General features: G+C 63.0%; 21 protein-coding genes. 12 read left to right on the top strand and 9 right to left on the bottom strand.

What is annotated here, in order from left to right:
• The first annotated feature begins 25 nt into the window (after positions 1-25).
• The 3 genes from Q7V46_RS09480 (at position 26) to ntrC (ending at position 3,291) form a co-directional block, all read left to right on the top strand.
• Entirely contained in the window at positions 26-547 is a 522-nt protein-coding gene (locus tag Q7V46_RS09480; protein ID WP_304913278.1) for a hypothetical protein, read from the top strand.
• Positions 548-666: 119 nt separating this feature from the next.
• Positions 667-1,692, top strand: coding sequence for a nitrogen regulation protein NR(II) (glnL, locus tag Q7V46_RS09475; RefSeq protein ID WP_304913404.1), 1,026 nt, complete (start codon positions 667-669; stop codon positions 1,690-1,692).
• A 45-nt stretch (positions 1,693-1,737) separates the two neighbouring features.
• Positions 1,738-3,291 (top strand): nitrogen regulation protein NR(I), encoded by a 1,554-nt coding sequence (ntrC, locus tag Q7V46_RS09470; RefSeq protein ID WP_304913277.1) that lies wholly within the window; start codon positions 1,738-1,740, stop codon positions 3,289-3,291.
• A 267-nt stretch (positions 3,292-3,558) separates the two neighbouring features.
• On the opposite strand, the gene xth is transcribed toward ntrC, so the two are convergent.
• The 4 genes from xth to Q7V46_RS09450 all read right to left on the bottom strand — a co-directional run bounded on the left by xth (position 3,559) and on the right by Q7V46_RS09450 (position 6,668).
• On the bottom strand, positions 3,559-4,335 hold the full coding sequence (xth, locus tag Q7V46_RS09465) for an exodeoxyribonuclease III (protein WP_304913276.1): 777 nt from the start codon (positions 4,333-4,335) through the stop codon (positions 3,559-3,561).
• 4 nt (positions 4,336-4,339) lie between these two features.
• Positions 4,340-4,843, bottom strand: a complete 504-nt coding sequence (locus Q7V46_RS09460; RefSeq protein ID WP_304913275.1) for a dihydrofolate reductase — start codon at positions 4,841-4,843, stop codon at positions 4,340-4,342.
• Between the two features lie 4 nt (positions 4,844-4,847).
• Positions 4,848-5,747: a DMT family transporter gene (locus Q7V46_RS09455; protein ID WP_304913274.1), complete on the bottom strand. Its 900-nt coding sequence runs from the start codon at positions 5,745-5,747 to the stop codon at positions 4,848-4,850.
• Between the two features lie 78 nt (positions 5,748-5,825).
• Positions 5,826-6,668 carry a thymidylate synthase gene (locus tag Q7V46_RS09450; protein WP_304913273.1) on the bottom strand — a complete coding sequence of 281 codons (843 nt, stop codon included), beginning with the start codon at positions 6,666-6,668 and terminating at the stop codon, positions 5,826-5,828.
• Between the two features lie 47 nt (positions 6,669-6,715).
• On the opposite strand from Q7V46_RS09450, the gene Q7V46_RS09445 reads away from it, so the two are divergent.
• The 3 genes from Q7V46_RS09445 (at position 6,716) to Q7V46_RS09435 (ending at position 9,936) form a co-directional block, all read left to right on the top strand.
• The gene (locus tag Q7V46_RS09445; protein ID WP_304913272.1) at positions 6,716-7,618 is read left to right on the top strand and encodes a hypothetical protein; all 903 of its coding nucleotides are present in this window, start codon (positions 6,716-6,718) and stop codon (positions 7,616-7,618) included.
• A gap of 148 nt (positions 7,619-7,766) precedes the next feature.
• Entirely contained in the window at positions 7,767-8,558 is a 792-nt protein-coding gene (locus Q7V46_RS09440; RefSeq protein ID WP_304913271.1) for an enoyl-CoA hydratase, read from the top strand.
• A 19-nt stretch (positions 8,559-8,577) separates the two neighbouring features.
• Entirely contained in the window at positions 8,578-9,936 is a 1,359-nt protein-coding gene (locus Q7V46_RS09435; protein ID WP_304913270.1) for a mechanosensitive ion channel family protein, read from the top strand.
• On the opposite strand, the gene Q7V46_RS09430 is transcribed toward Q7V46_RS09435, so the two are convergent.
• From Q7V46_RS09430 to Q7V46_RS09420, 3 genes are all read right to left on the bottom strand, one after another.
• A complete protein-coding gene (locus Q7V46_RS09430; protein ID WP_304913269.1) occupies positions 9,913-11,208 on the bottom strand; it encodes a TRAP transporter large permease in 1,296 nt (431 codons plus the stop codon). The genes Q7V46_RS09435 and Q7V46_RS09430 overlap by 24 nt on opposite strands.
• Positions 11,205-11,711, bottom strand: coding sequence for a TRAP transporter small permease (locus tag Q7V46_RS09425; protein ID WP_304913268.1), 507 nt, complete (start codon positions 11,709-11,711; stop codon positions 11,205-11,207). Before Q7V46_RS09425 ends, Q7V46_RS09430 begins: the two co-directional genes overlap by 4 nt.
• A gap of 99 nt (positions 11,712-11,810) precedes the next feature.
• Entirely contained in the window at positions 11,811-12,827 is a 1,017-nt protein-coding gene (locus tag Q7V46_RS09420) for a TRAP transporter substrate-binding protein (protein WP_304913267.1), read from the bottom strand.
• 334 nt (positions 12,828-13,161) lie between these two features.
• Here Q7V46_RS09420 and Q7V46_RS09415 point away from each other — a divergent pair, with 334 nt between their 5' ends.
• The 4 genes from Q7V46_RS09415 (at position 13,162) to Q7V46_RS09400 (ending at position 17,977) form a co-directional block, all read left to right on the top strand.
• On the top strand, positions 13,162-13,923 hold the full coding sequence (locus Q7V46_RS09415) for an electron transfer flavoprotein subunit beta/FixA family protein (RefSeq protein WP_304913266.1): 762 nt from the start codon (positions 13,162-13,164) through the stop codon (positions 13,921-13,923).
• A 150-nt stretch (positions 13,924-14,073) separates the two neighbouring features.
• Positions 14,074-15,006, top strand: coding sequence for an electron transfer flavoprotein subunit alpha/FixB family protein (locus Q7V46_RS09410; protein WP_304913265.1), 933 nt, complete (start codon positions 14,074-14,076; stop codon positions 15,004-15,006).
• Positions 15,007-15,084: 78 nt separating this feature from the next.
• The gene (locus Q7V46_RS09405) at positions 15,085-16,875 is read left to right on the top strand and encodes an acyl-CoA dehydrogenase (RefSeq protein WP_304913264.1); all 1,791 of its coding nucleotides are present in this window, start codon (positions 15,085-15,087) and stop codon (positions 16,873-16,875) included.
• A gap of 121 nt (positions 16,876-16,996) precedes the next feature.
• A complete protein-coding gene (locus tag Q7V46_RS09400; RefSeq protein ID WP_304913263.1) occupies positions 16,997-17,977 on the top strand; it encodes a nitronate monooxygenase family protein in 981 nt (326 codons plus the stop codon).
• A gap of 82 nt (positions 17,978-18,059) precedes the next feature.
• Here Q7V46_RS09400 and Q7V46_RS09395 read toward each other — a convergent pair whose 3' ends face one another.
• Positions 18,060-20,372 carry a penicillin-binding protein 1A gene (locus Q7V46_RS09395; protein WP_304913262.1) on the bottom strand — a complete coding sequence of 771 codons (2,313 nt, stop codon included), beginning with the start codon at positions 20,370-20,372 and terminating at the stop codon, positions 18,060-18,062.
• Between the two features lie 131 nt (positions 20,373-20,503).
• On the opposite strand from Q7V46_RS09395, the gene Q7V46_RS09390 reads away from it, so the two are divergent.
• On the top strand, positions 20,504-23,581 hold the full coding sequence (locus Q7V46_RS09390; RefSeq protein WP_304913261.1) for a transglycosylase domain-containing protein: 3,078 nt from the start codon (positions 20,504-20,506) through the stop codon (positions 23,579-23,581).
• A gap of 82 nt (positions 23,582-23,663) precedes the next feature.
• Here the strand turns inward: Q7V46_RS09390 and Q7V46_RS09385 are convergent, their stop codons facing one another.
• Positions 23,664-24,689, bottom strand: coding sequence for a LacI family DNA-binding transcriptional regulator (locus Q7V46_RS09385; protein WP_304913260.1), 1,026 nt, complete (start codon positions 24,687-24,689; stop codon positions 23,664-23,666).
• 165 nt (positions 24,690-24,854) lie between these two features.
• Here Q7V46_RS09385 and Q7V46_RS09380 point away from each other — a divergent pair, with 165 nt between their 5' ends.
• The gene (locus Q7V46_RS09380; protein ID WP_370690311.1) at positions 24,855-25,391 is read left to right on the top strand and encodes a gluconokinase; all 537 of its coding nucleotides are present in this window, start codon (positions 24,855-24,857) and stop codon (positions 25,389-25,391) included.
• Positions 25,392-25,418 lie beyond the last annotated feature (27 nt).

Here is a 25,418-nt window from a genome sequence, read left to right as displayed (position 1 = left end):
GACACCCATTTCAACGATTCGCTGGATGGCCATTTTCATGGCGGGTCTAGGCCTGACCCAGGTTCAAGCTCAGGAGCGCATCTACCGTTGCCCCGGGACGCCTGTCGAATACATCAACAACGCAGAGCAGGCGCGCAGCAGGGGCTGCACGCTCATGCAAGGTGGCAATATCACTGTCATTGAAGGAACCAGGCCGCAGACGGCGAGCCCGTCGACACCACGCCGATCTCCCGCGGCCTCCCCTGCACGCGATGGTGCCGAACGAGTGGATTCGGCTGCACAGCGCGCACGAGACAGCGATGCGCGAGCGATTCTGGAGACCGAACTTCGGCGCGCCCAAGACAGGCTGGCCGAAGCCCAAAAGGCCTATGCCGGTGGTGAGCCCGAGAAGCAGGGCATTGAAGGGCGCAACCACCAGCGCTACCTTGACCGGGTGGCTGAACTCAAGGAGGCTGTGGGGCGTGCCGAAAGCGATGTGGCGGGCATTCGTCGGGAACTGGGGAGGTTGCCCCCTGCGCCCGGCTCGACACCTGCTTCGAACCAATGAGTGGACGGAAGACGCCCTCGAAGTTCTCCCCCGACCTGTTGGCACGGCCTGGTACCGTTGCCAAACGCAAGCTCACCGAACTGCTGATTCCGGCAGCGCAGCGCTTTCAGTCACTGGACATGCTGGCCACGCTGGTGGCGGTGGTGTCTTCCAATGGTGGGGTGTTGTACGCCAATGCGGCGCTGGAGGATGCACTGGGCATGTCGCGGCGCAGCATCTCTGGGACCCCGCTTCAGGAATGCTTCACAGATCCGGTGCTGCTTGAGAACGCGCTGTCCGGCGCGCGAAGCAATGAATTCGCCGCGCTTCGGTACGATGCCTTTCTCAAGCGCTCCAACCATGAGCCTTTGCCTGTGCATGTGGTGGTCGCGCAGACCGAAACCACGGGCGAAGTGATCGTCGAGCTGCTGCCTCTGGAACAGCAGACCCGCCAGGAGCGCGAAGAGCGCCTGCTCGACCAGGCGCAGGCCAACAAGGAGCTGATCCGCAACCTCGCGCACGAAATCAAGAATCCGCTCGGCGGCATTCGCGGCGCTGCGCAGCTGCTTCAGATGGACCTCGAATCCAAAGAGCTGATCGAATACACGCAGGTCATCATCCATGAGGCCGATCGCCTGCAATCGCTGGTCGACCGCCTGCTCGCTCCGCACCGGCGGCCCCATGTGGTGGGCGATGTGAACATTCACGAGGTGTGCGAACGGGTTCGCTCGCTGATACTGGCGGAGTTTCCAAAGGGCCTGCGCGTGCTGCGCGATTACGACGCATCGATCCCCGAGTTTCGCGGCGACCGCGAGCAACTCATCCAGGCGGTGCTGAACATCGCTCACAACGCGGCGCATGCCTTGTCTGCGGGCATTGCGTCAGGCGAAGGTGAGATCACCTTCAGGACACGTGTGGGTCGGCAGGTGACCTTTGGCAAGCAGCGCTACAAGCTGGCACTGGAATTGCATGTGATCGACAACGGGCCCGGCGTACCGGACTCGATCAAGGACCGCATATTTTTCCCATTGGTATCTGGGCGCGATGGCGGATCTGGACTCGGACTCACGCTGGCACAGACCTTTGTCCAGCAGCACCATGGCCTGATCGAGTGTGAAAGTGTGCCGGGGAACACGGACTTCAAGATCTCGATTCCGTTGCCTTGATTTTCGAATTCACACTGCCTCGCTGCACGAAGGGATGACTTACCAATGAAGCCGATCTGGATAGTGGACGACGACCAATCGATCCGATTCGTGCTCGAAAAAGCGCTGCTGCGTGAGAACCTGCCCACCCGCAGTTTCACCAATCCCCAAGAAGTGCTCAGCGCCCTGGCAGACACGCCCGAAAGCGAAGGCCCTCAGATTCTGGTGAGCGACATTCGCATGCCCGGGGGATCGGGTCTGGAACTGCTGGAGAAGGTCAAGGAGATGCTCCCCGGCTTGCCAGTGATCATCATGACGGCGTTCTCTGATCTGGACAGTGCGGTCTCTGCCTTTCAGGGGGGTGCCTTCGAGTACCTGCCCAAACCTTTTGATCTCCCCAAAGCCGTGGAGCTCATCCACCGCGCAGTGGAAGAAAGCCAGCGCGAAGAGGTTGCCGAGGAGCGCATGGCGGCTGCCCCGGAAATGCTGGGCCAGGCGCCGGCGATGCAGGATGTGTTTCGGGCCATCGGTCGCCTGAGCCAGAGCCAGGTGACCGTATTGATCACGGGCGAATCGGGATCGGGCAAGGAACTGGTGGCGCGCGCGCTTCACAAGCATTCACCCCGTGCGGGAGGTCCTTTCGTTGCCATCAACACTGCTGCGATACCGAAGGACTTGCTGGAGTCCGAATTGTTCGGACATGAGCGCGGCGCGTTCACTGGCGCGCAGACCATGCGCCGTGGCCGCTTCGAACAGGCAGATGGCGGCACGCTGTTCCTTGATGAGATCGGCGACATGCCGTTCGACTTGCAGACGCGCCTCTTGCGCGTCTTGTCCGATGGACACTTCTACCGCGTGGGTGGGCACAGTGCGGTGCGCGCCAACGTGCGCGTGATCGCTGCCACCCATCAGAACCTGGAACAGCGTGTCAAGGAAGGCGTGTTCCGTGAAGATCTTTTTCACCGGCTCAACGTGATCCGGCTGCGTTTGCCGGCCCTGCGCGAGCGCCGTGAAGATGTGCCCATGCTGACGCGCTTCTTCCTGCAGCAAAGCGCCAAGCAACTGGGCGTCGAACCCAAGCGCATTTCGGAGTCGGCGCTCAAGCTGCTGGGCACTTTCGACTTTCCGGGCAACGTGCGACAGTTGGAAAACGTCTGCCACTGGCTGACCGTGATGGCGCCTGCGCAGATGATCGAACTCAAGGACCTGCCACCAGAGGTGTTGCTGGCTGCAGGGGCTGAGGGTGTGACCGCTGTGAAGGCGGCTGTGGATGGCGTGTCGCACACAATTGAAGCCCCTGATGTGAGCAATGGGGCGGCTTCCGAGAAGTTGCTGCGTGAGGCCTCTGAAGACGATGTACCTGTCGGAAGATCGGCTCTTTCCGCCGCATCCGTGGTCGATCAGCCCAATTCCTGGGAAGCCGGGTTGCAGGCGGAGGCCATGACCTTGCTGGAAGGGGGACGAACCGATGTGTGGGACGTGCTCACGCGGCGTTTTGAAACGAGGTTGATCCAGACCGCATTGGTCAACACGCGCGGGCGCCGCATAGAGGCTGCTCAGAAGCTGGGTATCGGGCGCAACACCATCACGCGCAAGATCCAGGAACTTCATTTGGAATAGTGGAGCCCCCACGCTCCGCCGCTGCGCGGGTCGCTGCCCCCCAAGGGGGCTGACCTTGCTTGGGGCGGCCCTGCGCCGGATCTGGAGTCCCCCACGCTCCGCCGCTGCGCGGGTCGCTGCCCCCCAAGGGGGCTGACCTTGCTTGGGGCGGCCCTGCGCTGCGGTCCTGGAGCCCCCCGCGCGCCGCTGCGTGTCGCCCCCTGGGAGGAGGGGCAACATCTGCGGCCTGGCAAAGCCGGTTCCGCGATGTTTCTGGGTGAAGACCTTTCAGGCCAGCGTCACCACCACGGGCGCATGATCGCTGGGTTGGGGGTTCTTGCGGGGCGCGCGGTCGATGGTGCAGGCTGTCACTTGATCTCGCAACGCATCGCTCACGAGGATGTGGTCGATGCGCAGTCCGCGATTTTTCTGGAAACCCAGCATGCGGTAGTCCCACCAGGAGTAGCTTTTTTCGGGCTGCTCGAACATTCGGTAGGCGTCGGTGAGGCCCAACTTGAGCAAGGCCTGGAAATGGGCACGCTCTTCCACCGTGTGGTGGATGGTGTCTTTGAGGCCCACCGGGTCGAATGAGTCGCGGTCTTCAGGTGCCACGTTGAAGTCGCCCATCATCACCAGCCTGGGATGGGCCTGCAGCTCTTTGCTTATCCATTTGTGAAGTGTTGCCAGCCAGCTCAACTTGTAGGCGAATTTTTCGCTACCCGGCTCCTGTCCATTGACGAAGTAGCAGTTCACGAGCCGCAGTGGTCCCTGTGGTGTGTCCACAGTGGCGGCGATCACCCGTGACTGTTCGTCGCCGTGACCCGGGATGTTGCGCACCACATCGCCAATGGGGTTGCGGCTCAGGATGGCCACACCGTTGTAAGTTTTTTGACCAAAAGAGGCCGCGTGGTAGCCCACCTCCTTGAACGCAGCGTGGGGAAACTTCTCGTCCACCAGTTTGAGCTCCTGCAGGCCAAGGACATCGACAGGGTTGGTTGCGAGCCAGTCCAGCACCTGTGGCAGGCGCACGGTGAGGGAGTTGATGTTCCATGTGGCGAGTTGCATGGCTTCAGTGCTCCTGGGTGTAGGTGACGAAGGCAAACGGCAGGCCGCTGGAACTGGTGTGGCTCTCGCGTGCGGTTTCGCGCCATGCGGGGCCGAACGGCGGCGCGAAAGCATCGCCTTCGAAGTCCTGGGCGATCTCGGTGACCACGGCCGAGTGTGCCAGTGGCAGGGCGGCGGCGTAGATCTGGGCGCCGCCAATCACCCAGGCATCGGAGCCTGGTGGACACAGCGCCAGGGCGTCCGCGAGTGAGGCCGCGCGTGATGCACCATCGGGCTGCCAGCCTGTGTTGCGCGTGACGACAATGTTGAGCCGGCCAGGCAGGGGCCGGAACCTCGGCGGCAGAGAATCCCAGGTCTTGCGGCCCATGATCACCGGGCAGCCCAGGGTGGTACGCCTGAAGTGAGCCAGGTCTTCAGGCAGGTGCCAGGGCAGGGCGTTGTCCTTGCCGATCACACCATTGGCGGCGCGCGCGTAGATCAGGTGAAGCCGGGTGTGTTCCTTGGGCATGGCTCTATTGTGCAGTCAGGGGTGGAGCTGCCCTTCGGGCTGGCCACAGCACGCTGGCGATGGCCATCATCACGAATCCCATGGCGATCCAGTCTTGCCAATGCGGCACCTCTCCCACCAGGGCGGTGGCGCTGAGAGTGCCGACCAGTGGAATGGCCATGACACTCATGGCACTGGTGGCTGGCGGCAGGTCGCGCGCCATGCCGAACCAGATCAGCTGTGCAGCTCCGTAGTTGATCAGCACACCATAGGCCAGACTGACCCACATGGCTGGTGTGAACGATACCGGCGCCGGCACGGGTTCCAGTGCAATGGCCAATACCCCAACCGTGAGGCTGCCCAGAAGCAGCATCCAGACCGTGACCACCAGGGCGGAAAGGGTCAGGTGCGCGCGGCGGAACATCAGGGTGCCGATGGCCCAGGAGATCGCAGCCGCGATCATCCACGCCACGCCGACCGGCCGCCCGGTCATGCTCTGCAGCTCGTGCCAGAGCAGCAGTCCCACGGCGATCGCAGCAGATACCACCGCCACGCGTACACGCGGCGTGATGCGCTCGCCAAAGAAAGCGGCGCCAATCAGCACGGTGAAGATGGGCATGGTGAAGCCGAGGATGGCCGCCCTGCCCGAGGCCAGCTCCTGCACACCGAAGATCGAGAGCGTGTGCCAGCCCAGGATGTTCGGCACGCCCAGAGCGGCGATGGTCATCAGCTCCTTGCCTGTGGGCCACATGCGCTCTTTGCGGGTGGCCATGTAGGCAAACAGGCACAGGGCGCCCAGAAACATGGTGCTGGCGCGGAAGTACAGCGGCGTGAGCTGTTGTAAAGACAGCTTCATCATCGGCCAGTTGACGCCCCACATGAGGGTGAGGGCCAGTAGCCCCCAGAGTTGGCGGCGCGAAATCACGCGTGGCGACCCGAGGCGACGAACGCCTGTTGGCAGGGCTCCAGCTTCACGAAGAACGAAGGCACGCAGTTCATGCCCTCAAACCGCGACGGGTGCTTTGATGGCCGGATGACATTCGTAGCCCTGCACCTCGAAATCTTCGTACTGGTAGTCGAAAATGGAATCGGGTCGGCGCTTGATGTGCAGCGTCGGGTACGCAAACGGTTGGCGACTCAATTGCTGTTCGACCTGCTCGTGGTGGTTGCTGTAGATATGGCAGTCGCCACCGGTCCAGATGAAGTCACCGACGTCCAGATCGCACTGCTGCGCCACCATGTGCGTGAGCAAGGCATAGCTGGCGATGTTGAATGGCACGCCCAGGAAGATGTCGGCGCTGCGCTGGTAGAGCTGGCAGCTGAGTTTGCCGCGCCCCCCGGGTTCGGTGGCGGGTGCCACATAGAACTGGAAAAACGCGTGACAGGGCATCAGCGCCATCTTTGTGAGATCGGCCACGTTCCAGGCGCTCACGATGATGCGGCGCGAATCCGGATTGGACTTGAGCGTCTGCATCACCTCGGCGATCTGGTCGATGTGACCGCCATCGGGCGTGGGCCAACTGCGCCACTGTACGCCGTACACCGGCCCCAGGTCACCATCTTCACGGGCCCATTCGTCCCAGATGGTGCAGCCGCGTTCCTGCAACCATTTCACATTGCTGTCGCCGCGCAGGAACCACAGCAGCTCGACAATGATGGCTTTCAGGAAGACCTTCTTGCTGGTCACCAGTGGGAAGCCTTCGTTGAGATCAAAACGCATCTGATGACCGAACACGCTGGTGGTGCCGGTGCCTGTCCGGTCGGTCTTTTGCACGCCGGTGGTGAAGACATGGCGCATGAAGTCTTCGTACTGGGATCGGATGGGGCGGGTGTCGGGCGGATTCATTCGCAAGGTGGAGTTCTTGAAGGCGCAGGGCCCTTGGCAGAGACGTCGTGGCACTGCAGAGAATGCGACGTATCTTAAGTTGTTCTGGTGTTTTGCAGCCGAAGGAGTATCCCGCGCTCATGGGCCGTTTGGCGTCCAGTTGGGGCGTACTGTGTTGCCGAGGTGATCGCATTGTCGGCGTTCTTCTTGAGCGCCTTACAATTAAGTTTCCATTCGTCTATGAAACAAAGGATCCACTGATGGCTTACAACCGGGCTCAAGCGCAAAAGTTGTGCAATGCGACCGAACTCGATCTCTTCATCGCCTCGCTCGCCGATGAGGTCACAAGATTCACCGCCGCCCAGCTTCGCAGCAAGATTGCCCGGGCCCGGACCCTGCGCGACAAGAACGCCGATCTGTTTCGGCGCCAGACGGTGACGACCCGTACTTCGACTGCCGCCAAGCGCGGCAACACCGGTGTGGCCAATGTGCGCACCGAACAAAAGGCCGCCCTGTTTGGCCAGGTGCTCAACCGTTTTGAGCAGCGCCTCACCAAAGTTGAGAACCAGATAAACAAGGCCGCAGTCAAACCGGTTGTCGCCACCAAATCGCCCACCCAAGCGGCGGTGGTCCGAGCACCTGCGACGCCAGCCCCGCCAAAAAAATCCGCTGCGAGGCGGGCTGCCCTCGTCGAGACCAAGACAGCCAGGTCCGCACCCACCAAGACCACCGCGCTGAAGAAAGTTTCGGTGCAAAGCGCAGTGGCCAAAGCCCTGGTATCCAAGTCCCCCGGCAAGCCCGAACTGCCGAAGCGTTCTGCCAAGGACACTTCCGCTGTTCCCGCCGGCAGGGGTCCGGCGGTCAAGCGTGCGACCGAGGTGTCCAAGGCTGTTCAGGTGCGGGGCAAATCCATTGGTGCCCACGCACGCTCTGCCAACGCCCGTGGCGAGGCCAAGCGCGGCAGCCGCTGACCTGACGCTGCCCCGCGCGGGCACTCAAACGGCAACCCGCCTCGGCTCACTGGCCCTGGCGGGTTTTCTGTTGGTAACGCGCTCACTGCGCCCAGGGGGCGGGAATCCCTGACAATCGCCCGATTGGATCACCATCGCCGAGACAACCATGCCACCGAATCCGACAGATGCCTTGTTGCTTCACGAGCGCGATGATCGCGGCGTGCATCGCATTTCGCTGAATGCCCCGCAACGTTTCAACTTGCTGAGCGAGGCCATGTTGGCGGCGCTCCAAAAAGCGCTCGATGACGTGGAAGCCGACAAACAGGCCCGGGTGGTGGTGGTGGGTGCGGTGGGCAAGGCTTTTTGTGCGGGTCACGACCTCAAGGAGATGCGTGCGCAACCCGATCCTGCCTATTACCAGGCGTTGTTTGCCCGGTGTACACAGGTGATGCTGTCGATTCGCCGACTGGAGGTGCCCGTGGTGGCACGCGTGCAGGGACTGGCAACCGCTGCAGGTTGCCAACTGGTGGCCCAGTGCGATCTGGCAGTGGCGGCGAGAGAAGCCACTTTTGGCGTCAATGGCATCGATGTGGGCCTTTTCTGCGCCACGCCCAGTGTTGCGCTTTCTCGCAATGTGCTGCCCAAGCAGGCGATGGAAATGCTGCTCACCGGTGACTTCATCTCCGCACAGGAAGCGGTGGCACGTGGGCTGGTCAACCGGGTGGTACAGGCCGAGCAACTGGACGCCGAAGTCGAGCGTCTGGTGGAGCGGCTGCTCTCCAAACCCCGCGAAGCCCTGGCCATGGGCAAAGCCTTGTTCTATCGGCAACTGGAGACGGGCATCGAATCGGCCTACCAGCTCGCAGGGCAGAGCATGGCTTGCAACATGGTTCATGCCGTTGCACAGGAAGGCGTGCAGGCCTTCATTGAAAAGCGCGAGCCTGCCTGGCGCAACTGATTTTTTTCCGCTATTGCAAATGACGACTCACAGCACCGGCAGTGCCAAACCTATCGATGACCTGGATCTGTGGTTGAGTGGCTTCACGCAGCCTACCGTGTTGCTGGAGTTGGGTGCGTTGGGCGCGTGCGTGTTGCTCGCCTGGGGTCTGACCTGGCTCTTGCGCCGGGCCGTTGGAGCCAATGACGACAAGGCTTCGATCACTTTCGGCAGACGCATTGTGGACGGGGTGATGTTCCCGCTCCTGTTGCTGGTGCTGGGTTATGTCGTGCGCACCCTGCTGCTCATGGTGATGCCGCTGGCGGCCTTCAAGCTGGTGATCCCGGTGCTGGTGTCGCTGGTGGTGATCCGGGTGGGAGTGAAGGTCTTGCAGGTGGCGTTCGCCACCGCACCATGGGTGCGTGTGCTGGAGCGCACCATTTCCTGGGTGGTGTGGCTGGCAATGGTGCTGTGGGTGAGCGGTCTGCTGCCCGTGGTGCTGGCCGAGATGGATCAGATCACCTGGAAGGTTGGCTCTGCCTCGCTGAGTCTTCGCACCATGATCGAGGGCGTGCTGACCGCTGCTGCGGTGCTTATTTTCGCTTTGTGGGTGTCATCTGCCATCGAATCCAGGCTGCTTCGCAAGGCCGTGGGCAGCGAACTCTCGCTTCGCAAGGCCGTGAGCAACGCCACGCGCGCGCTGCTGATGTTTGTGGGCCTGATCGTGGCGTTGTCCGCGGTGGGTATCGATCTCACCGCCCTGTCCGTCCTGGGTGGCGCCATCGGTGTGGGCATCGGTTTCGGCCTGCAGAAGCTGGCGTCCAACTACGTCAGCGGCTTTGTGATTCTGGCCGAACGCAGCATGCGCATTGGCGACAACGTCCGTGTGGACAACTTCGAAGGACGCATCACCAACATCAATGCCCGGTACACCGTGATTCGTGCCTTGAATGGCCGCGAGTCCATTGTGCCCAACGAGGTGCTCATTACCAATCGTGTGGAAAACATGTCGCTGGCAGACAACCGGATCTGGCAGTCGACCATTGTTTCGGTGGCTTACGACAGCGACGTCGAGCAGGTGATCGCGTTGTTGCTGGATGCGGCGCTCTCGCAGGAGCGCGTGCTGCGCGACCCGGGGCCATCTGTGGCCCTGTCGGCATTTGGTGCCGACGGCCTGGAGTTCACACTGGGCTACTGGATCGGCGACCCTGAAAACGGTCAGCTCAATTTGCGATCCCTGATCAACCGCAGCATTCTGAGGGCGCTGCGTGAGAACCAGATCGAGATCCCTTACCCGCAGCGGGTGCTGCATCTTTCGGCGACCGACCGCGCGGAGCTGGGCGCGCGGCTCAATTCGAGCGAATCCCCAGGGAAATCAGCGTCCCATCAGGCCGGGTAGCCAGAGCGCAATGGCCGGCACCGCGATCAGGATGCCCAGGCGCACAATGTCGGCCATCACGAAAGGCAGTACGCCCCTGTAGATGGCATTGAGCTTCACATCGGGCAGCAGGGAGTTGAGCACGAAGAGGTTCAGGCCCACCGGCGGCGAGATCATGCCGATTTCCACAATCGTCACGATGAGGATGCCGAACCAGACCGGGTCGAAGCCCAGGCCCGTGATGATCGGGAAGAACACCGGAATGGTCAACAGCACGATGGCGAGTTCTTCCATCACCATCCCCAATGCCAGGTAGATGCCCATCATCATGACGACCACCATGATGGGGTTGGGGCTGAACTGCAGAATGAAGTCGCGCAGATCGCCAGGCATGCTGGTGAAGTTGATGAAGTTGGTGAACACCATGGCCGCGATCAGAATGGCGAACAGCATGGCCGTGGTGCGCGTGCTTTCCACCAGCACGTTCATCAGCACTCGAGGTGTGAGCGCGCCCCTGAACAGGGCAAACAGGAATGCGCCCGCTGCGCCCACGCCAGCGCCTTCGGTGGCGGTGAACACGCCGCCGTAGATGCCGCCGATCACCAGAGCGAACAAGACCGCCACACCCCAGATGCCACGAATGGCTTTCAGGCGCTCGGTCCAGCTGAAGCGCTCGGCGGGCGGACCGGCCTGCGGGTCGCGCCAGGTCACGAACACCACAGCCATGCACAGGCAGATGATGGCCACCACGCCGGGCAGGATGCCAGCGACGAACAGCTTGCCGATGTCGGTCTCGGTGATGATGCCGTACACCACCAGAATGGTCGACGGCGGGATCAGGATACCCAGGGTGCCGCCCGATGCGATGGCGCCGGTGGCCAGCGTGTCCTTGTAGCCGTGTGCCTTCATCTGGGGATAGGCCACGCGTGACATGGTGGCGGCGGTGGCAATCGAAGAGCCGCAGATGGAGCCAAAGCCGCCAGAGGCAATGATGCTGGCCATGGCCAGGCCTCCGCGCTTGTGCCCCACGAAGGCGTTGGCGGCGGTGAAGAGTTCCCGGGCCAGTCCGGCCTTGGCCACGAAGTTACCCATCAGCACGAACAAGGGAATCACCGACAGCACGTAGTGAAAACCGGTTTCGAAAATCACCTGGCTGGTACTGGCCATTGCGGGCACCCAGCCCCGCATCAGGAGCAGGCCACCAAAGCCCGCAATGATCATGGCCACCGCCAGCGGTATGCGCATGAAGGCCATGACGAATACGGCCAGAAAGCCCAGAAACGCTTCCGTCATGATGCGCTCCCGTCGATGTGAGCGGCACCATGGCCTGGTGGGTGTTTCACGATGGCCCGTACAAAGTGGGTCGCGGCGGTCAGGAAAAGCAGTGCTGCCATCAGGTAAGCCACCGGTGCGACCGGCAGCAGGAGGTGGGCGGTGGTGTCTCCGTACTCTCTGAAGCGCTCACCGCGCAGCACCATCAGGTACCCGAGGAAGGCAAACACCGCACCGCACAGCAGGTCTATCAGGCGGGCCTGCAGATGTCTGAGCCAGTTGGGAATGAATGCGTCAAACGAATCGAAGGTGACGTGCTCGTTGTGCCAGGAGACCAGGGGCAGAGCGCCGAAAATCACGATCACCATCAGGATCTCGGTGATCTCCAGTGCGCCGGGCACCGAGTTGCTCAGAAATTTTCGACCGCTCACGTCAATGAGGGTGAGCCACATGATGGCGAACAGTGCCATGGCGGCCATCAGGCCGGTCGACCAGTACAGCAGGCGGTCCAGGATCTTGTGCATGTCGGTGCGGAATAATCTGGCAAAAAAAGGGCTGGCGGGGCAGCGTCGACTCGGGCTGCCCCGCCAGCCGGTGCCAGCAGGGTTGGGGAATGCCTTGGTTTACTTCAGCTTGGCGATTTCAGCACGAAACTCAGCCAGCACACCCTTGGCGTTCTTCAGACCCTTGGCCTCTGCCGCAACGACCCAACGGTCTTCGAGTGCGGCTTGCTTGGCCCGAACTTCGTTGATGAAGCTCTCACTGGCCTGCACGCGCTCCACGCCCTGCGCTTTTTGCACGGTATCACGGGAAGCGGCGTCAACCTTGTCCCAGCCTTCACCGAAGACCCGCGCTGCGGTCTCGCCCGAAAGCTTGTCGACCACGGCCTTGTCTTCAGCTGACAACGCGTTGTACTTGCCGGGGTTCATCATGAAGACGAAACTGGTGTTGTACAGACCGCCAGGGAAGGTGGTCGCGTGCTTGATCATTGAGAGCCGGAACGAGGCAATCGATTCGTCCGGGAAAAAAGTGCCGTCCATCACGCCCGTGGACAGCAGTTCAAACGATTCTGGCGCTGGCTTGAGTGTGGTGTTCCAGCCCATCGCCCGGGAGAGTTCATTGATGTTGCCACCGCCAATACGGAACTTCAGCGAGGCCGCGTCGGCCGCAGAGGTGACGGGCTTCTTGGTATTGAAAATGATGCCAGGTCCGTGGGTGAAAACCCCCAGGACCTTCACGCCACGGTGCTCACCCAGGGGCGCGAAATACTTGCTGTAAATGCGCTGGTATGCCACTGATGTAGGCACTGCACTGTCGCCCAGGAAGGGGAACTCGGCCACCTGGGTGTTGATGAAGCGCCCTGGTGTGTAGCCGTCCACGGTGAAGGAAATGTCGGCCAGCCCGTCGCGCACGGCGTCAAAGGTGCCTGGAGCGGCTGATACGGCTTTGGGCAGGGCATTGCATTTCATGCGGCCGCTGCTTTCTTTTTCCAGCATGTCGCACCAGGTGGCCTGGGCCACGCTAAGGGTGTGCGTGGGGGGTACCCAGCTGGAAGTGTTGAACACCGTCTGTGCCGAAGCCAGTCCGCTGACCATGACCGAGCCGGAAAAGACCGCGCGAAGCGCAAAACGTAGGTTCATCAACTGTCTCCTTCAAGAACACAAATAAGGTTATTCAACATAAATAAAAGCCGCAAAAGTGACTATAGGCGAATACGGTTGGGTACCGTCTCCATACTTACCCGAATTAGCCGACCGACGGGTTGGTTAATTTGGGGCTGGTGGGTGCGTCGCGCACGTTTCTCCGCTTGTGGATGATTGCACGTATAATTCAAAAAAAGCACGGTCGTTCTATTTTCTTGCTCGCAGCACGACCTGAGGTCTATCAGTGTTTTGGGGGCCCCGGCTCTACAATCTTGCAGTTGACGTGAACGTCAACAAGAATCTTTTCACTACGTATCAGGAGCAACCCAGCATGAAGGTCATCGTCCCCGTCAAACGAGTGGTGGATTACAACGTCAAGGTGCGCGTCAAGAGCGACGGTACGGGCGTGGACATCGCCAACGTCAAGATGAGCATGAACCCGTTTGACGAGATCGCGGTGGAAGAAGCGGTTCGTCTGAAGGAGAAGGGCGTGGTCACCGAGGTGATCGCGGTTTCTTGCGGCGTGGCCCAGTGCTCCGAGACCCTTCGCACCGCCATGGCCATTGGCGCAGACCGCGCCATCCTGGTGGAAACGGCGGAAGAGCTGCAGCCCCTGGCCGTGGCCAAGCTGCTCAAGGCGCTGTTCGACAAGGAACAGCCGGGCCTGGTGATCCTGGGCAAGCAGGCAATTGACGACGACTGCAACCAGACCGGCCAGATGCTGGCTGCGCTGGCCGACCTGCCCCAGGGCACGTTTGCGAGCAAGGTGGAAGTGGAGGGATCGATGCCGGGGGGCAAGGTCAAGGTCACCCGCGAGGTCGATGGCGGCCTGGAAACACTGAGCCTGAGCCTGCCGGCCATCATCACCACCGATCTGCGCCTGAACGAGCCGCGCTACGTGACACTGCCCAACATCATGAAGGCGAAGAAGAAGCAGCTCGACGTGCTCAAGCCCGAAGACCTGGGTGTTGACGTGAGCCCGCGCATCAAGACGCTCAAGGTCAGCGAACCGCCCAAGCGCGGTGCGGGCATCAAGGTGCCGGATGTGGCCACGCTGGTCGACAAGCTCAAGAACGAAGCCAAGGTGATCTGACCCCCCGCGCAGGAAACACGCTCCCCCCGCGCCGCCTGCGTCGTCACCCCCCAGGGGGCGAACCCTGAGACCTGGCAAAGCCAGTTCCACGGGTTCCTCGACCAAGACACTTCAAACGATCCGAATCTGGTTTCTTAAGGAATTCAAGTCATGACCGCACTCGTCATTGCCGAACACGACAACGCCACCGTCAAGGGGGCCACGCTCAATACCGTGGCCGCTGCCTCGCAAATGGGGGGTGATGTGCACGTGCTCATCGCCGGCCACAACGCAAGTGGCGCCGCCGCCGCTGCCGCCCAGATCGCCGGCGTGAGCAAGGTGATCCATGCCGACGCCGAGTACCTGGCACATGGCCTGGCCGAGAACATGGCGGCCGAGGTGCTGAACATCGCGTCCGGCTATTCGCACCTGGTGTTCCCCGCCACCGCCAGCGGCAAGAACATCGCGCCTCGCGTGGCCGCCAAGCTCGATGTGGGCCAGATCAGCGACATCACCAAGGTGGAAAGCCCCGACACCTTCGAGCGCCCCATCTACGCCGGCAACGCGGTGGCCCTGGTGCAGAGCACCGACGCCACCAAGGTGATCACGGTTCGCACCACGGGCTTTGATCCGGCGGCTGCCACTGGCGGAAGTGCAGCGGTCGAAACCGCAGCCGCACAGCCTGACAGTGGCAAGAGCACGTTCGTGGGCAGCGAGATTGCCACCAGCGACCGGCCCGAGCTCACCGCAGCCAAAGTCATTGTCTCCGGTGGTCGTGCACTGGGCAGCGCCGAGAAGTTCAACGACGTGATGACGCCGCTGGCCGACAAGCTCGGTGCCGCCCTGGGCGCCAGCCGCGCTGCGGTGGACGCGGGCTACGCGCCCAACGACTGGCAGGTGGGCCAGACCGGCAAGATCGTGGCACCACAGCTGTACATCGCTGCCGGCATCTCGGGCGCCATCCAGCACCTGGCCGGCATGAAGGACAGCAAGGTCATCGTGGCGATCAACAAAGACCCCGAGGCCCCGATCTTCTCGGTGGCCGATTACGGTCTTGAGGCCGACCTGTTCGAGGCTGTGCCTGAATTGATCAAGGCGCTCTGAGCCCATTGACACACCCAAGGGCATCGTTCGCGATGCCCTTGTCGTATCTGAATCGCTGAATCCCGTGGAGAGAAGAGAATGAGTTACACCGCCCCCCTCAAAGACATGCTGTTCGACATCGAGCACCTTGCACGCATCGACCAGGTTTCACAGATGCCGGGCTTTGAAGACGCCGGACTTGAAACCGCACAGGCGGTACTCGAAGAGTGCGCCAAACTCAACGAAGGCGTGATCGCCCCGTTGAACTGGGAGGGCGACAAGAACCCCTCGTTCTTCAAGGACGGCAAGGTCACGACCACGCCCGGCTTCAAAGAAGCCTTCAAGCAGTACGCCGAAGGCGGCTGGCAAGGCCTGCAGCACCCGGTGGATTTCGGTGGCCAGGGCCTGCCCAAGACCATTGGCGCGGCCTGCGGTGAAATCCTCAACAGCGCCAACATGAGCTTTGCGCTCTGCCCATTGCTGACCGACGGCGCCATCGAGGCACTGATCACGGCGGGCAGCGACGAACTCAAGGCCACGTACCTGGAGAAACTGGTGAGCGGCCAATGGACCGGTACCATGAACCTGACCGAGCCGCAGGCCGGCAGTGACCTGGCCGCTGTGCGAAGCCGCGCCGAGCCGCAGCCCGACGGCAGCTACAAGGTGTTTGGCACCAAGATTTACATCACCTACGGTGAGCACGACATGGCCGAGAACATCGTGCATCTCGTCCTGGCCCGTGTCACCGGCGCCCCCGAAGGCGTGAAGGGCATCAGCCTGTTCGTTGTACCCAAATTCATGGTCGGCAAAGATGGTTCACTGGGTGCGCGCAACGACGTGCACTGCGTGAGCATCGAGCACAAAATGGGCATCAAGGCCAGCCCGACCGCCGTGTTGCAGTACGGCGACCACGGCGGTGCCGTGGGTTACCTCGTGGGACAGGAAAACCGCGGCCTCGAGTACATGTTCATCATGATGAACGCCGCGCGTTACGCCGTGGGTGTTCAGGGCATTGCGATCGCAGAGCGTGCTTACCAGAAGGCTGTGGGCTATGCGAAAGATCGCGTGCAGAGCCGCCCTGTGGACGGTACGCTGTCGGCCGCCGCTCCCATCATTCACCACCCCGACGTGAAGCGCATGTTGATGACGATGCGCGCTTTCACCGAAGGTTGCCGCGCCATGGCGAGCGTGGCCGCCGCCGCCTACGACGCCGCGCACCACCACCCCGATGCAGACACGCGCAAGCAGAACGCGGCCTTCTACGAATTCCTGGTGCCGCTGGTCAAGGGCTACAGCACCGAGATGAGCCTGGAAGTCACGAGCCTCGGCGTGCAGGTGCACGGCGGCATGGGCTTCATTGAAGAAACGGGCGCGGCGCAGTACTACCGCGACGCCAAGATCCTCACCATCTACGAAGGCACCACCGCCATCCAGGCCAACGACCTCGTGGGCCGCAAGACCGCGCGCGACGGTGGCACGGGCGCAAAGGCGATCGCCGCGCAGATCGAGAACACCGAAACCGAACTGGCCCAGCGCGACAGCGCCGACGCCAAAGCTGTGCTCAAGCGCCTGAAGGCCGCGCGCGAAGCGTTTGTGGACGTGGTCGAGTTCATCGCCGCCAACACACGCAGCAACCCGAATGCGGCATTTGCCGGCAGCGTGCCTTACCTCATGCTCGCCGGCAACCTCATGGCCGGCTGGCAACTTGCTCGTTCGCTGATGGTGGCCGAGGATCTGTCGGCCAAGGGACAGGACACGGCCTTCATGCAGGCCAAGATCACCACCGCGCGTTTCTACGCCGACCACATCCTCAGCCGCGCCCCGGGCACGCGCGATGCGATCGTCGAAGGCGCCGAGGCCGTGACCGCGCTGGCCATCGAATCGTTTTGACCGTTCGCAACACAAATCAGCCGTTCGGGCTGAGCCTGTCGAAGCCCTCGCCAACACCTGGGCAGGCCCTTCGACAAGCTCAGGGCGAACGGGGGCTTCCTTTATTCCCACAGGAGACAAAATGACCGCACCCGCCCGCAGCCTGCCCCCGGTTCTCAAGAACATCAAGTTCCCGGTGATCGGCTCGCCGCTGTTCATCATCAGCAACCCCAAACTCGTCATTGCACAGTGCAAGGCCGGCGTGGTGGGCGCCATGCCCGCGCTCAACGCGCGCCCGGCCTCGCAGCTCGACGAGTGGCTGGCCGAGATCACCGAGGCCCTGGCCGCGCACGACGCCGCGAACCCGGACAACAAGGCCGCACCGTTCGCCATCAACCAGATCGTGCACAAGAGCAACGACCGGCTCGAGCAGGACATGGCACTGTGCGCCAAGTACAAGGTGCCAATCATCATCACCAGCCTGGGGGCGCGCGAAGACGTGAACCAGGGCGTGCACAGTTGGGGCGGCGTGGTGTTGCACGACGTGATCAACAACGTGTTTGCCCACAAGGCGATCGAGAAGGGGGCCGACGGCCTGATTCCGGTGGCGGCTGGCGCTGGCGGCCACGCCAGCGTGAAGAGCCCGTTTGCGATGATCCAGGAGATTCGCGAGTGGTTTGGTGGCCCGGTGGCACTCTCGGGTTCGATCTCGTCGGGCGGCGCCATTCTGGCCGCGCAGGCCATGGGCGCCGACTTTGCCTACATCGGCTCTGCCTTCATCGCCACCGACGAGGCACGCGCTGTGGATGGATACAAGGAGATGATCACGAAGTCCAATTCAGACGACATCGTGTACAGCAACTTCTACACCGGCATTCACGGCAACTACCTCAAAGGCAGCATCCAGAACGCTGGCATGGACCCCGACAATCTGCCGCAGAGCGACCCGAGCAAGATGAACTTCGGCACCAGCGAAGGCGCAGTGGCGGCCAAGGCCTGGAAGGATATCTGGGGCTGCGGTCAGGGTATCGGCGCCATTCGCGAGGTGGTGCCGGCGGCCGACCTGGTGGCCCGATTCAAAAGGGAATACGCAGAAGCCAAGGCGCTCATCTGCGCACAGTGAAGCAGCCTGAGGCGTCAAGCAAAACACCGGTTCAAATGCCGGTGTTTCTTTGTCCGGGTTGTTCTTCGGGTGATGATGCCGCTCAGGGTCTCGAATCGCTGGGGAACATGCTCTGCGGTTCGCTGGGCAGGCTGCGAAGGTTCCAGAAGAAGCCCGGTGGAGGCGCGTACTGAACGTTGGCCGGGTCTGAAATGTGTGACACCCAGCCGCCCTCCCGCCACTCGCTGTAAAGCCAGTCGTCGCCCTCCCTGACAAGGCCGGGTGGTGGAGAACCCTGCGGCTTGTTCGGCACGCCCTTGAGCGCAGCGGCCATGTAGTCAATCCAGATGGGCAGCGCCGCCCTCCCGCCGGATTCGCTGTTGCCCAGGCTGCGCGGTTGACTGTGGCCCATCCAGACCACGGCGGCCAATGAGGGGTGATGCCCGGCAAACCAGGCGTCGTGCACGTCGTTGGTGGTGCCGGTCTTCCCGTAGATGTCGCTGCGGTTGAGCAGGGCCTGCGCACGGGCGGCAGTGCCGGAACGGACCACGTCATTGAGCAGGCTGTTGGTCACAAAGGCATTGCGCGCCGGGATGACCCTGTTGTCTTCCGTGTGCGCTGCCGGCGCCGGAGCCTCGAACAGCACCTTGCCCTGGGCATCGGTGATTCTTTCAACCACCACCGGTTCCACATGCCAGCCGCCATTGGCCAGCGTGGCGTAGGCCTCGACCATCTGAAGCGGTGTGGTGCTGCCGGTACCCAGGGCCAGCGTGAGGTCGGTGGGGTGGCGCGCGGCGTCCATGCCGAAGCGGGTGGTCCAGTCGCGGGCGCGCTGGCTGCCCACATGCTGCAGCACTCGCACGCTGGCCAGGTTGCTCGACTTTGCCAGTGCCGTGCGCAGCGTGATGGGACCGGCGAACTCCCCGTTGCTGTTGGACGGACTCCAGCCGTTCTGGGTAGTGAGAGGAAGGTCGTCAATCATCGTGGCGGGCATCACGCGTGCTTCCAGCGCTGCGGAGTAGAGCAGGGGTTTGAAAGCGGATCCGGGTTGGCGCCAGCTCTGGGTCACATGGTTGAACGGCTGGCGAGAAAAGTCGAAGCCACCCACCAAGGCGCGGACCCGGCCAGTCCTGGCGTCCATCGCGACCAGGGCCGCCTCGACTTCTGGCCATTGCGAAATGGACCAGTTCTTACCACTGCTCACCAGGCGGATCACCGATCCGCGCGCCAGTTTCATGGGAGGCTTGGCACCCGCAGCCAGCCCGCGCTGCACCCAGCGCAGTCCGTCGCCCTGGACGCGTACCTGTTCCCCGCTGGCCAACTGGACCAGCACTTCCTTCGCGGATGCGGTGAGCACAATCCCCACCCGCAGTGTTTCGTCATCGCGGTGGTCTCTCAGCGCCTCTGCCGCCGCCCGTTCGAGCTCGGCGCCGCTGCCTGAGAGCGCTTCAAAAGCCTCGGGGCCACGCCACGCACCCCGGCGATCGTGCGCGATCACACCGCGTTGCAGCGCCTCGTGTGCAGCCTTCTGATCGGCAGACTGCAGCGACGTGGTCACCTTGAGGCCGGCCGAGTACGCTTCTGTGCCGAATCGGTCCACCACGACCCGCCGGGCCATTTCAGCCACGTGGGCGGCGTTCACGCCGCGTGGTCCCCGAGCACGCAACTGCAGCTTTTCGGCCTTGGCGGCGGCCAGTTGCCGTTCGTCAATGGCACCCACCGATCGCATACGGTCCAGCACCACGCGCTGGCGCTGTACGGCGCGATCGAGGTTGGCGACCGGATTGGCGTAGTAGGGGTTCTGAGGCAGCCCGGCCAGCATCGCCGTTTCCGCGAGCGTGAGCTTGTCCAGCGGCTTGCCGAAATAGGTCTGCGCGGCCGCAGCAAACCCGTAGGCGCGTTGACCCAGGAAAATTTCGTTGAGGTAGATCTCCAGGATGCGGTCCTTGGAAATCGCCTGCTCCAGCCGCAGTGCCAGAAGGATCTCCTTGGCCTTGCGCTCGGCTGACAGTTCGCGCGTGAGCAGCATGGTGCGAACCAACTGCTGCGTGAGGGTGGAGGCGCCCTGTTTTCTGCCCCCGGTGATCATGGCCACAGCCGCGCGGGCCATGCCTCTGGGGTCAACGCCCGAGTGCTCATAGAAGCGCGCATCTTCCACGGCGAGCACGGCATCTTTCAGCTGTTGTGGCGTTTGCGCCAGGGGCACGTAAACGCGCCGCTCGGTGCCGAACTGTGCAATTTCCACACCGTCGGAGGTGAACACCTGCAATGGCAACTTCGGCTGGTAATTGACAATCCGGTCGAGGGGAGGGAGTTCGAACGTGGAAGAGTGAACCGCTGAAGGGGTCAACAGCAGCGAAGCAGGGATGACGAGCGCCAGGCCGAGGGCCAGATGGCGTGATGGAAGCAGTAGCATGAACCGGATTATCGGGCGCTCAGCCATACCACCATTGGCGGTTCGTAACTGAGTGTGCCGTCGTGTTTTTCGACACACTGGGTGCTGGATCTGCGCTTCACAATGGGTGCGATACGGCAGACTAAGCTTCCATGACAGAAACGGCTTTCAGGGACGGCGGGCACGAGGCGCCGAGCGAACTACCGGCCAAACCTCGTCGGCCCGGGCGTTTTCGGCTGCGCTGGCTGGCATGGGGCTTGCTGATCGTGCTGGGCAGCTTGGCGGCGGTGCTGTTGTCTTACGAGGCGCGCACCTCCCGTCTGCAGGCCTGGGCACTGGAACGCTACGCTGCGCCGCTGGGTTTTGAGGTGGCGCCGGGTCCCAGCGAGCAGATCCGGTTCCCCCAGCATGGCCCGTTCGACGAGCGCCTGGGTTACACCCGCATTCCTTCTTATGTCGCCAGCCTCCAGCCACGCGGTTTCGAGGTCACGCGGCAAGCCCGGCAAAACGAAGCCCTGCTCGTGTATCTGGATCGCGGTTTTCACGCGCCCTACACCGAAAAGACCCAGGCCGGCCTGACCGTGCTGGACTGCCACCGAATCCCGATTCACCGTTTCGTCTATCCCTACCGGCAGTTCGATCAGTTGGAGAGCGTGCCTCCAGTCGTCGCGCAGGCGTTGCTGTTCATCGAGAATCGCGATCTGCTCGATCCTGATCGACCGAAACTGAACCCGGCGGTCGACTGGGTGCGGTTCACGCGCGCCGTGCTGGGGCAACTGGGCCGCCGGATCGACGCCGATGTCGACACGCCAGGGGGCAGCACCCTGGCCACGCAGATCGAAAAATACCGGCATTCGCCCGCAGGCATCACCCACAACGAGCGCGAAAAGTTGCGCCAGATGGTGTCGGCATCGGTGCGCGCCTACCAGCAGGGCCAGGACACGCTGCCGGTGCGGCGCCAGATCTTGCTCGATTACCTCAACTCCGTGCCGCTGTCGGCCGCGCCGCGGCATGGTGAAGTGCACGGCCTCGCCGATGGCTTGTGGGTCTGGTTCGGGACGGAGCTCGACCGGGCGCGCTTTTTACTGACGTCCGGAGACGGGCTTGGCGAGAACGGAAACGGCACCGACCACAGCATCGAGCGTGGCCAGGTCCTGCGCCAGGTCGTGGCCCTGATGGTGGCGCACCGCCGGCCTTCGTGGTTTCTTTCGCAGGGGCGGCAGAACCTCGACGAGCTGACTGACGCCTACCTGCGTTTGCTGGGTACCGAGGGCATCATCGACGCCGGCTGGCGCGATGCCGCTCTGCAGCAGCGGCTCGGCTTTCGTGACATGGTCAGCGATCCGCCTTTGCTGCCCGCCGCACATGGCAAAGGGAGTACAGCCGCGCGAAGCCGCCTGGCCGGTTGGCTCGGCACTTCGCTGTATGGGCTCGACCGGCTCGATGCCAGCGTCGACACCACGCTGCATGGTGAGCTTCAGGATACCGTCAGCGACTACCTGGGCCGCCTCACCGATCCGGCCTTTGCGCGCTCTCAGGGTCTGATCGGGGAGCGCCTGCTGCAACCCGCCACGCTGGGCAATGTGCGCTACAGCTTCACCCTGCTGGAGCGCACTTCCCAGGGCAACATGGTGCGCGTGCAGACCGACACCACCACCCAGCCGCTTGACATCAACGAAGGCAGCAAGCTCGAACTCGGCTCCACCGCCAAGTTGCGCGTGCTGGCGAGCTACCTGGAGCTGGTCGCCGAGCTGCATGCGCGCCTTGCCCTGCTGGATCCGGCCAGCCTGCGCGGTATCGCATTCGACCGGCAGGACACGCTCACGCGCTGGGCCGTGCAGCACCTCACTGGCGCGCAGGACAGAAGCCTCGATGCCATGCTCCATGCCGCGCTGGAGCGCCGGTTTTCGGCCGATCCCGGTGAGCAGTTCTTCACCGGTGGCGGCATCCACACCTTCAACAACTTCAGTGCCGACGACAACGCCCGCTCGCCCACCGTGCGAGAGGCGATGCAGGCTTCCATCAACCTGCCGTTCGTGCGCGTGATGCGCGAAGTCGTTCGCCACACCATGTACCAGGTGCCTGGCAGCACCGCCCGGGTGCTCGAAGACGACAGCGACCCTCGCCGGGAGGTGTACCTCGCCCGCTTTGCCGACCGCGAGGGGCAAACGTTCCTGCGCCGCTTCTGGCGCAAGCTCGCACCGCGCAACCCAGCCGAACTGCGCTCCATGCTTCTCGAAGGCCTGCGCCCCACACCGGAACGCCTGACCGCTGTCTTTCGCTACCTTGAACCGGACGCATCCTCCGAGGCCCTGAGCCTTTTTCTGCGCGAACGGCTCGGCGAAAGAGCGCCTGACGGCACCCGCCTGGAGCGTCTGTACCTGCGTTTCGCACCGGACGCCCTCGACCTGCCCGACCGCGGTTACCTGGCCGGTGTACACCCGCTGGAACTCTGGCTGGTGGCCTACCGCCTGCAGCACCCCTCCGCCACCCTGACCGAGGCGCTGGAAGCAAGCAAGAGCGAGCGGCAGGCCGTATACGGCTGGTTGTTCCGCACCCGTGTCAAGAGTGCACAGGACACCCGCATCTACACACTGCTCGAAGTGGAGGCCTTTCTGGACATTCACCAGCGTTGGGCCCGTCTCGGCTATCCGTTCGGTCATCTGGTGCCCTCCCTGGCCACGGCACTGGGCAGCTCCGGAGACCGCCCGGCGGCGCTGGCCGAACTGATGGGCATCATCATCAACGATGGCGTGCGGTTGCCGATCCGCCACCTGACGGGCGTGCAGTTGGCTTCCGACACTCCCTGGGCCACCTCACTCGCCATTGGCCCCGTGGCGGGTGAACGCGTCATGGCGCCAGAGGTGGCGCACGCGCTGCGACAGGCCTTGTCTGAAGTGGTTGAGCGCGGCACAGCCCGCCGCCTGGCAGGCAGCTTCCGCAGCGACAGTGGCGAAGACCTGTCGCCGGGGGGAAAGACCGGTACCGGCGACAATCGCGTGGTCGTGCGCGGGCGCGCCGCGTTTTCGCTCAACCGAACCGCCACTTTTGTGTTTCACCTTGGTCCGCGTTATTTCGGCAGCCTGACCGCCTATGTGGTCGGCTCCGATGCCGCACGTTACCGTTTCACCTCTGGTCTGCCGGTACAGATCCTGGGTTCGATGGGGCCTGCCTTGATGCCGTTCCTTGACATCTCGAAGGCGCAAACCTGTGCTCCTGCGCCATCCTGAAGCGCGGGCGCGCATGGCCCCGGTTACCGCAAGTACCGGTCGACGCCAGCTGGCGGCTCCTGGTGTGTCTGGTCTGGCCCCTTCAGGTGCTGGCGCGCACCATCAGTTCGAAGCCGAGATCCGTTGAGTTGTGGGCCGGTGTTTCACCCCGCATCAGGCTGAGCAGCATCAGCGCGCTGGCCACTCCGATGGCACTGCGCGGTGTGCGCACAGTGGTCAGCGGCGGCAGCATCTGGTCGCTGCCAGATAGATCGTTGAAGCCGGCGATGGCCATCTGACCGGGCACGTCGATGCGAAGCCGCAGGGCTGTGAGCAGTCCGCCCTGGGCAAGATCGTCGTTGCAAAAGAACACGGCGTCCACATCCGGGCGCGTGCGCAACAGGTCTTCGAACAGTTCGCCGCCCAGACGCATCGAAGAAGGCTGGGGGCTGAGCAGTTCGAGCCGAGGGTCGTAAAGCCCATGTTCGCGCAGACAGGTGCGGTAGCCTTCGGCACGCTGCATGGTGCGCGGGTCGAGCTGGGCAGCCACAAAGGCGATGCGTTTGCGCCCGCGTTGCACCAGGTGTTCAGTCAAGTCGTGTCCGGCATCGTGCTGTGAAAATCCCACGCAATAGATGCCGCGGGCCTGGGTCAGCTCCATCAGGTGCACACAGGGCACACCGCTCTGCGTGACGAGTTGCCTGGCGGCCTCGGTGCGATCGAAGCCGGTGAGCAGCAGGCCGGCGGGGCGATGCGCCAGATAGGACCTGAGCAATTGCTCCTCCTGATCGGGGTCGTAATGGGTGACGCCGATCATGGTCTGGTATCCGTGCGGCTGAAGGGTGCTGTGCACCGCCTCCAGAACGTCCACAAAAAGCGCGTTGGACAGCAGCGGCACCAGCACCGGTACCTGAGCGCTGCGTTGCGATGCCAGCGCGCGCGCTGCTGGGTCGGGTACGTAGCCAAGATTCTCGGCTGCCTGCTTGACGCGCTCCACCAGTGCGGCGGCCACGCCGCGTTCGCCCCGCAAAGCGCGCGAAGCCGTGATCGGACTGACATCGGCCGCTTTGGCCACTTCGGCAAGGGTGATGCGGCCACTGGGGCGGCGACGGCGTTCGGTCGATGTCAAGGGTATTCCCTGATGAGGTGGCGAGAGGTTTTGCTTAGGATAGCGCTATCCAGACAGTCTCACAAGTTTTCTGATTCTCCACAGGATCCACTGACCCTGGCACAAGTTGCCCGATCAGGATCCTGATTTTTTTCCCTCTCTTGGGATAGCGCTACCAAAATGACAATGTCATCCGGAAATGCCTTTGTGGTGATCATGGGCGTCGCTGGCTGCGGCAAGTCCAGCCTCGGGTCGCGGTGCGCCCAGGCACTGGGTGTGCCCTTGCTCGAAGGCGACGATTTTCATTCTGTCCAGAGCATCGGGAAAATGCGCAGCGGCGTGGCGCTGACCGATGCCGACCGCCATTTCTGGCTCGATGTGTTGGCCAACGAATTGCGGACGCGAAAGTCGGTTGGCTGCGTGCTGACCTGCTCAGCGCTCAGACAGCGCTACCGGGACCACCTGCGCCAAGCGGTACCCGGTCTGCGCTTCGTGTTTCTGGCATTGACGCCAGCCCAGGCCCGGGAGCGTGTGGCGGCGCGCCCCGCACATCTGTTTCCCGTGAGCCTGGTGGCCAGCCAGTTCGAAGCGCTTGAGGACCCCAGCCATGAGCCCGGTGTGCTCAGGCTGGACGCCACCGCCCCACTTGAAGCGCTGGAGGCCGACGTGGTGCGCTGGGTCCGGGCGGGCGAGCCGGTCGGGCCGGTCAAGGCAGCGCCATGAGTGCTTCGCCGGGCCGTTCCCAAGCAA

This window comes from Hydrogenophaga sp. (assembly GCF_030651625.1).
Taxonomy (GTDB): Bacteria; Pseudomonadota; Gammaproteobacteria; order Burkholderiales; family Burkholderiaceae_C; genus Hydrogenophaga.
Note: the sequence above shows the minus strand (reverse complement) of the source record. Positions and strands in the feature narration are given on the sequence as shown.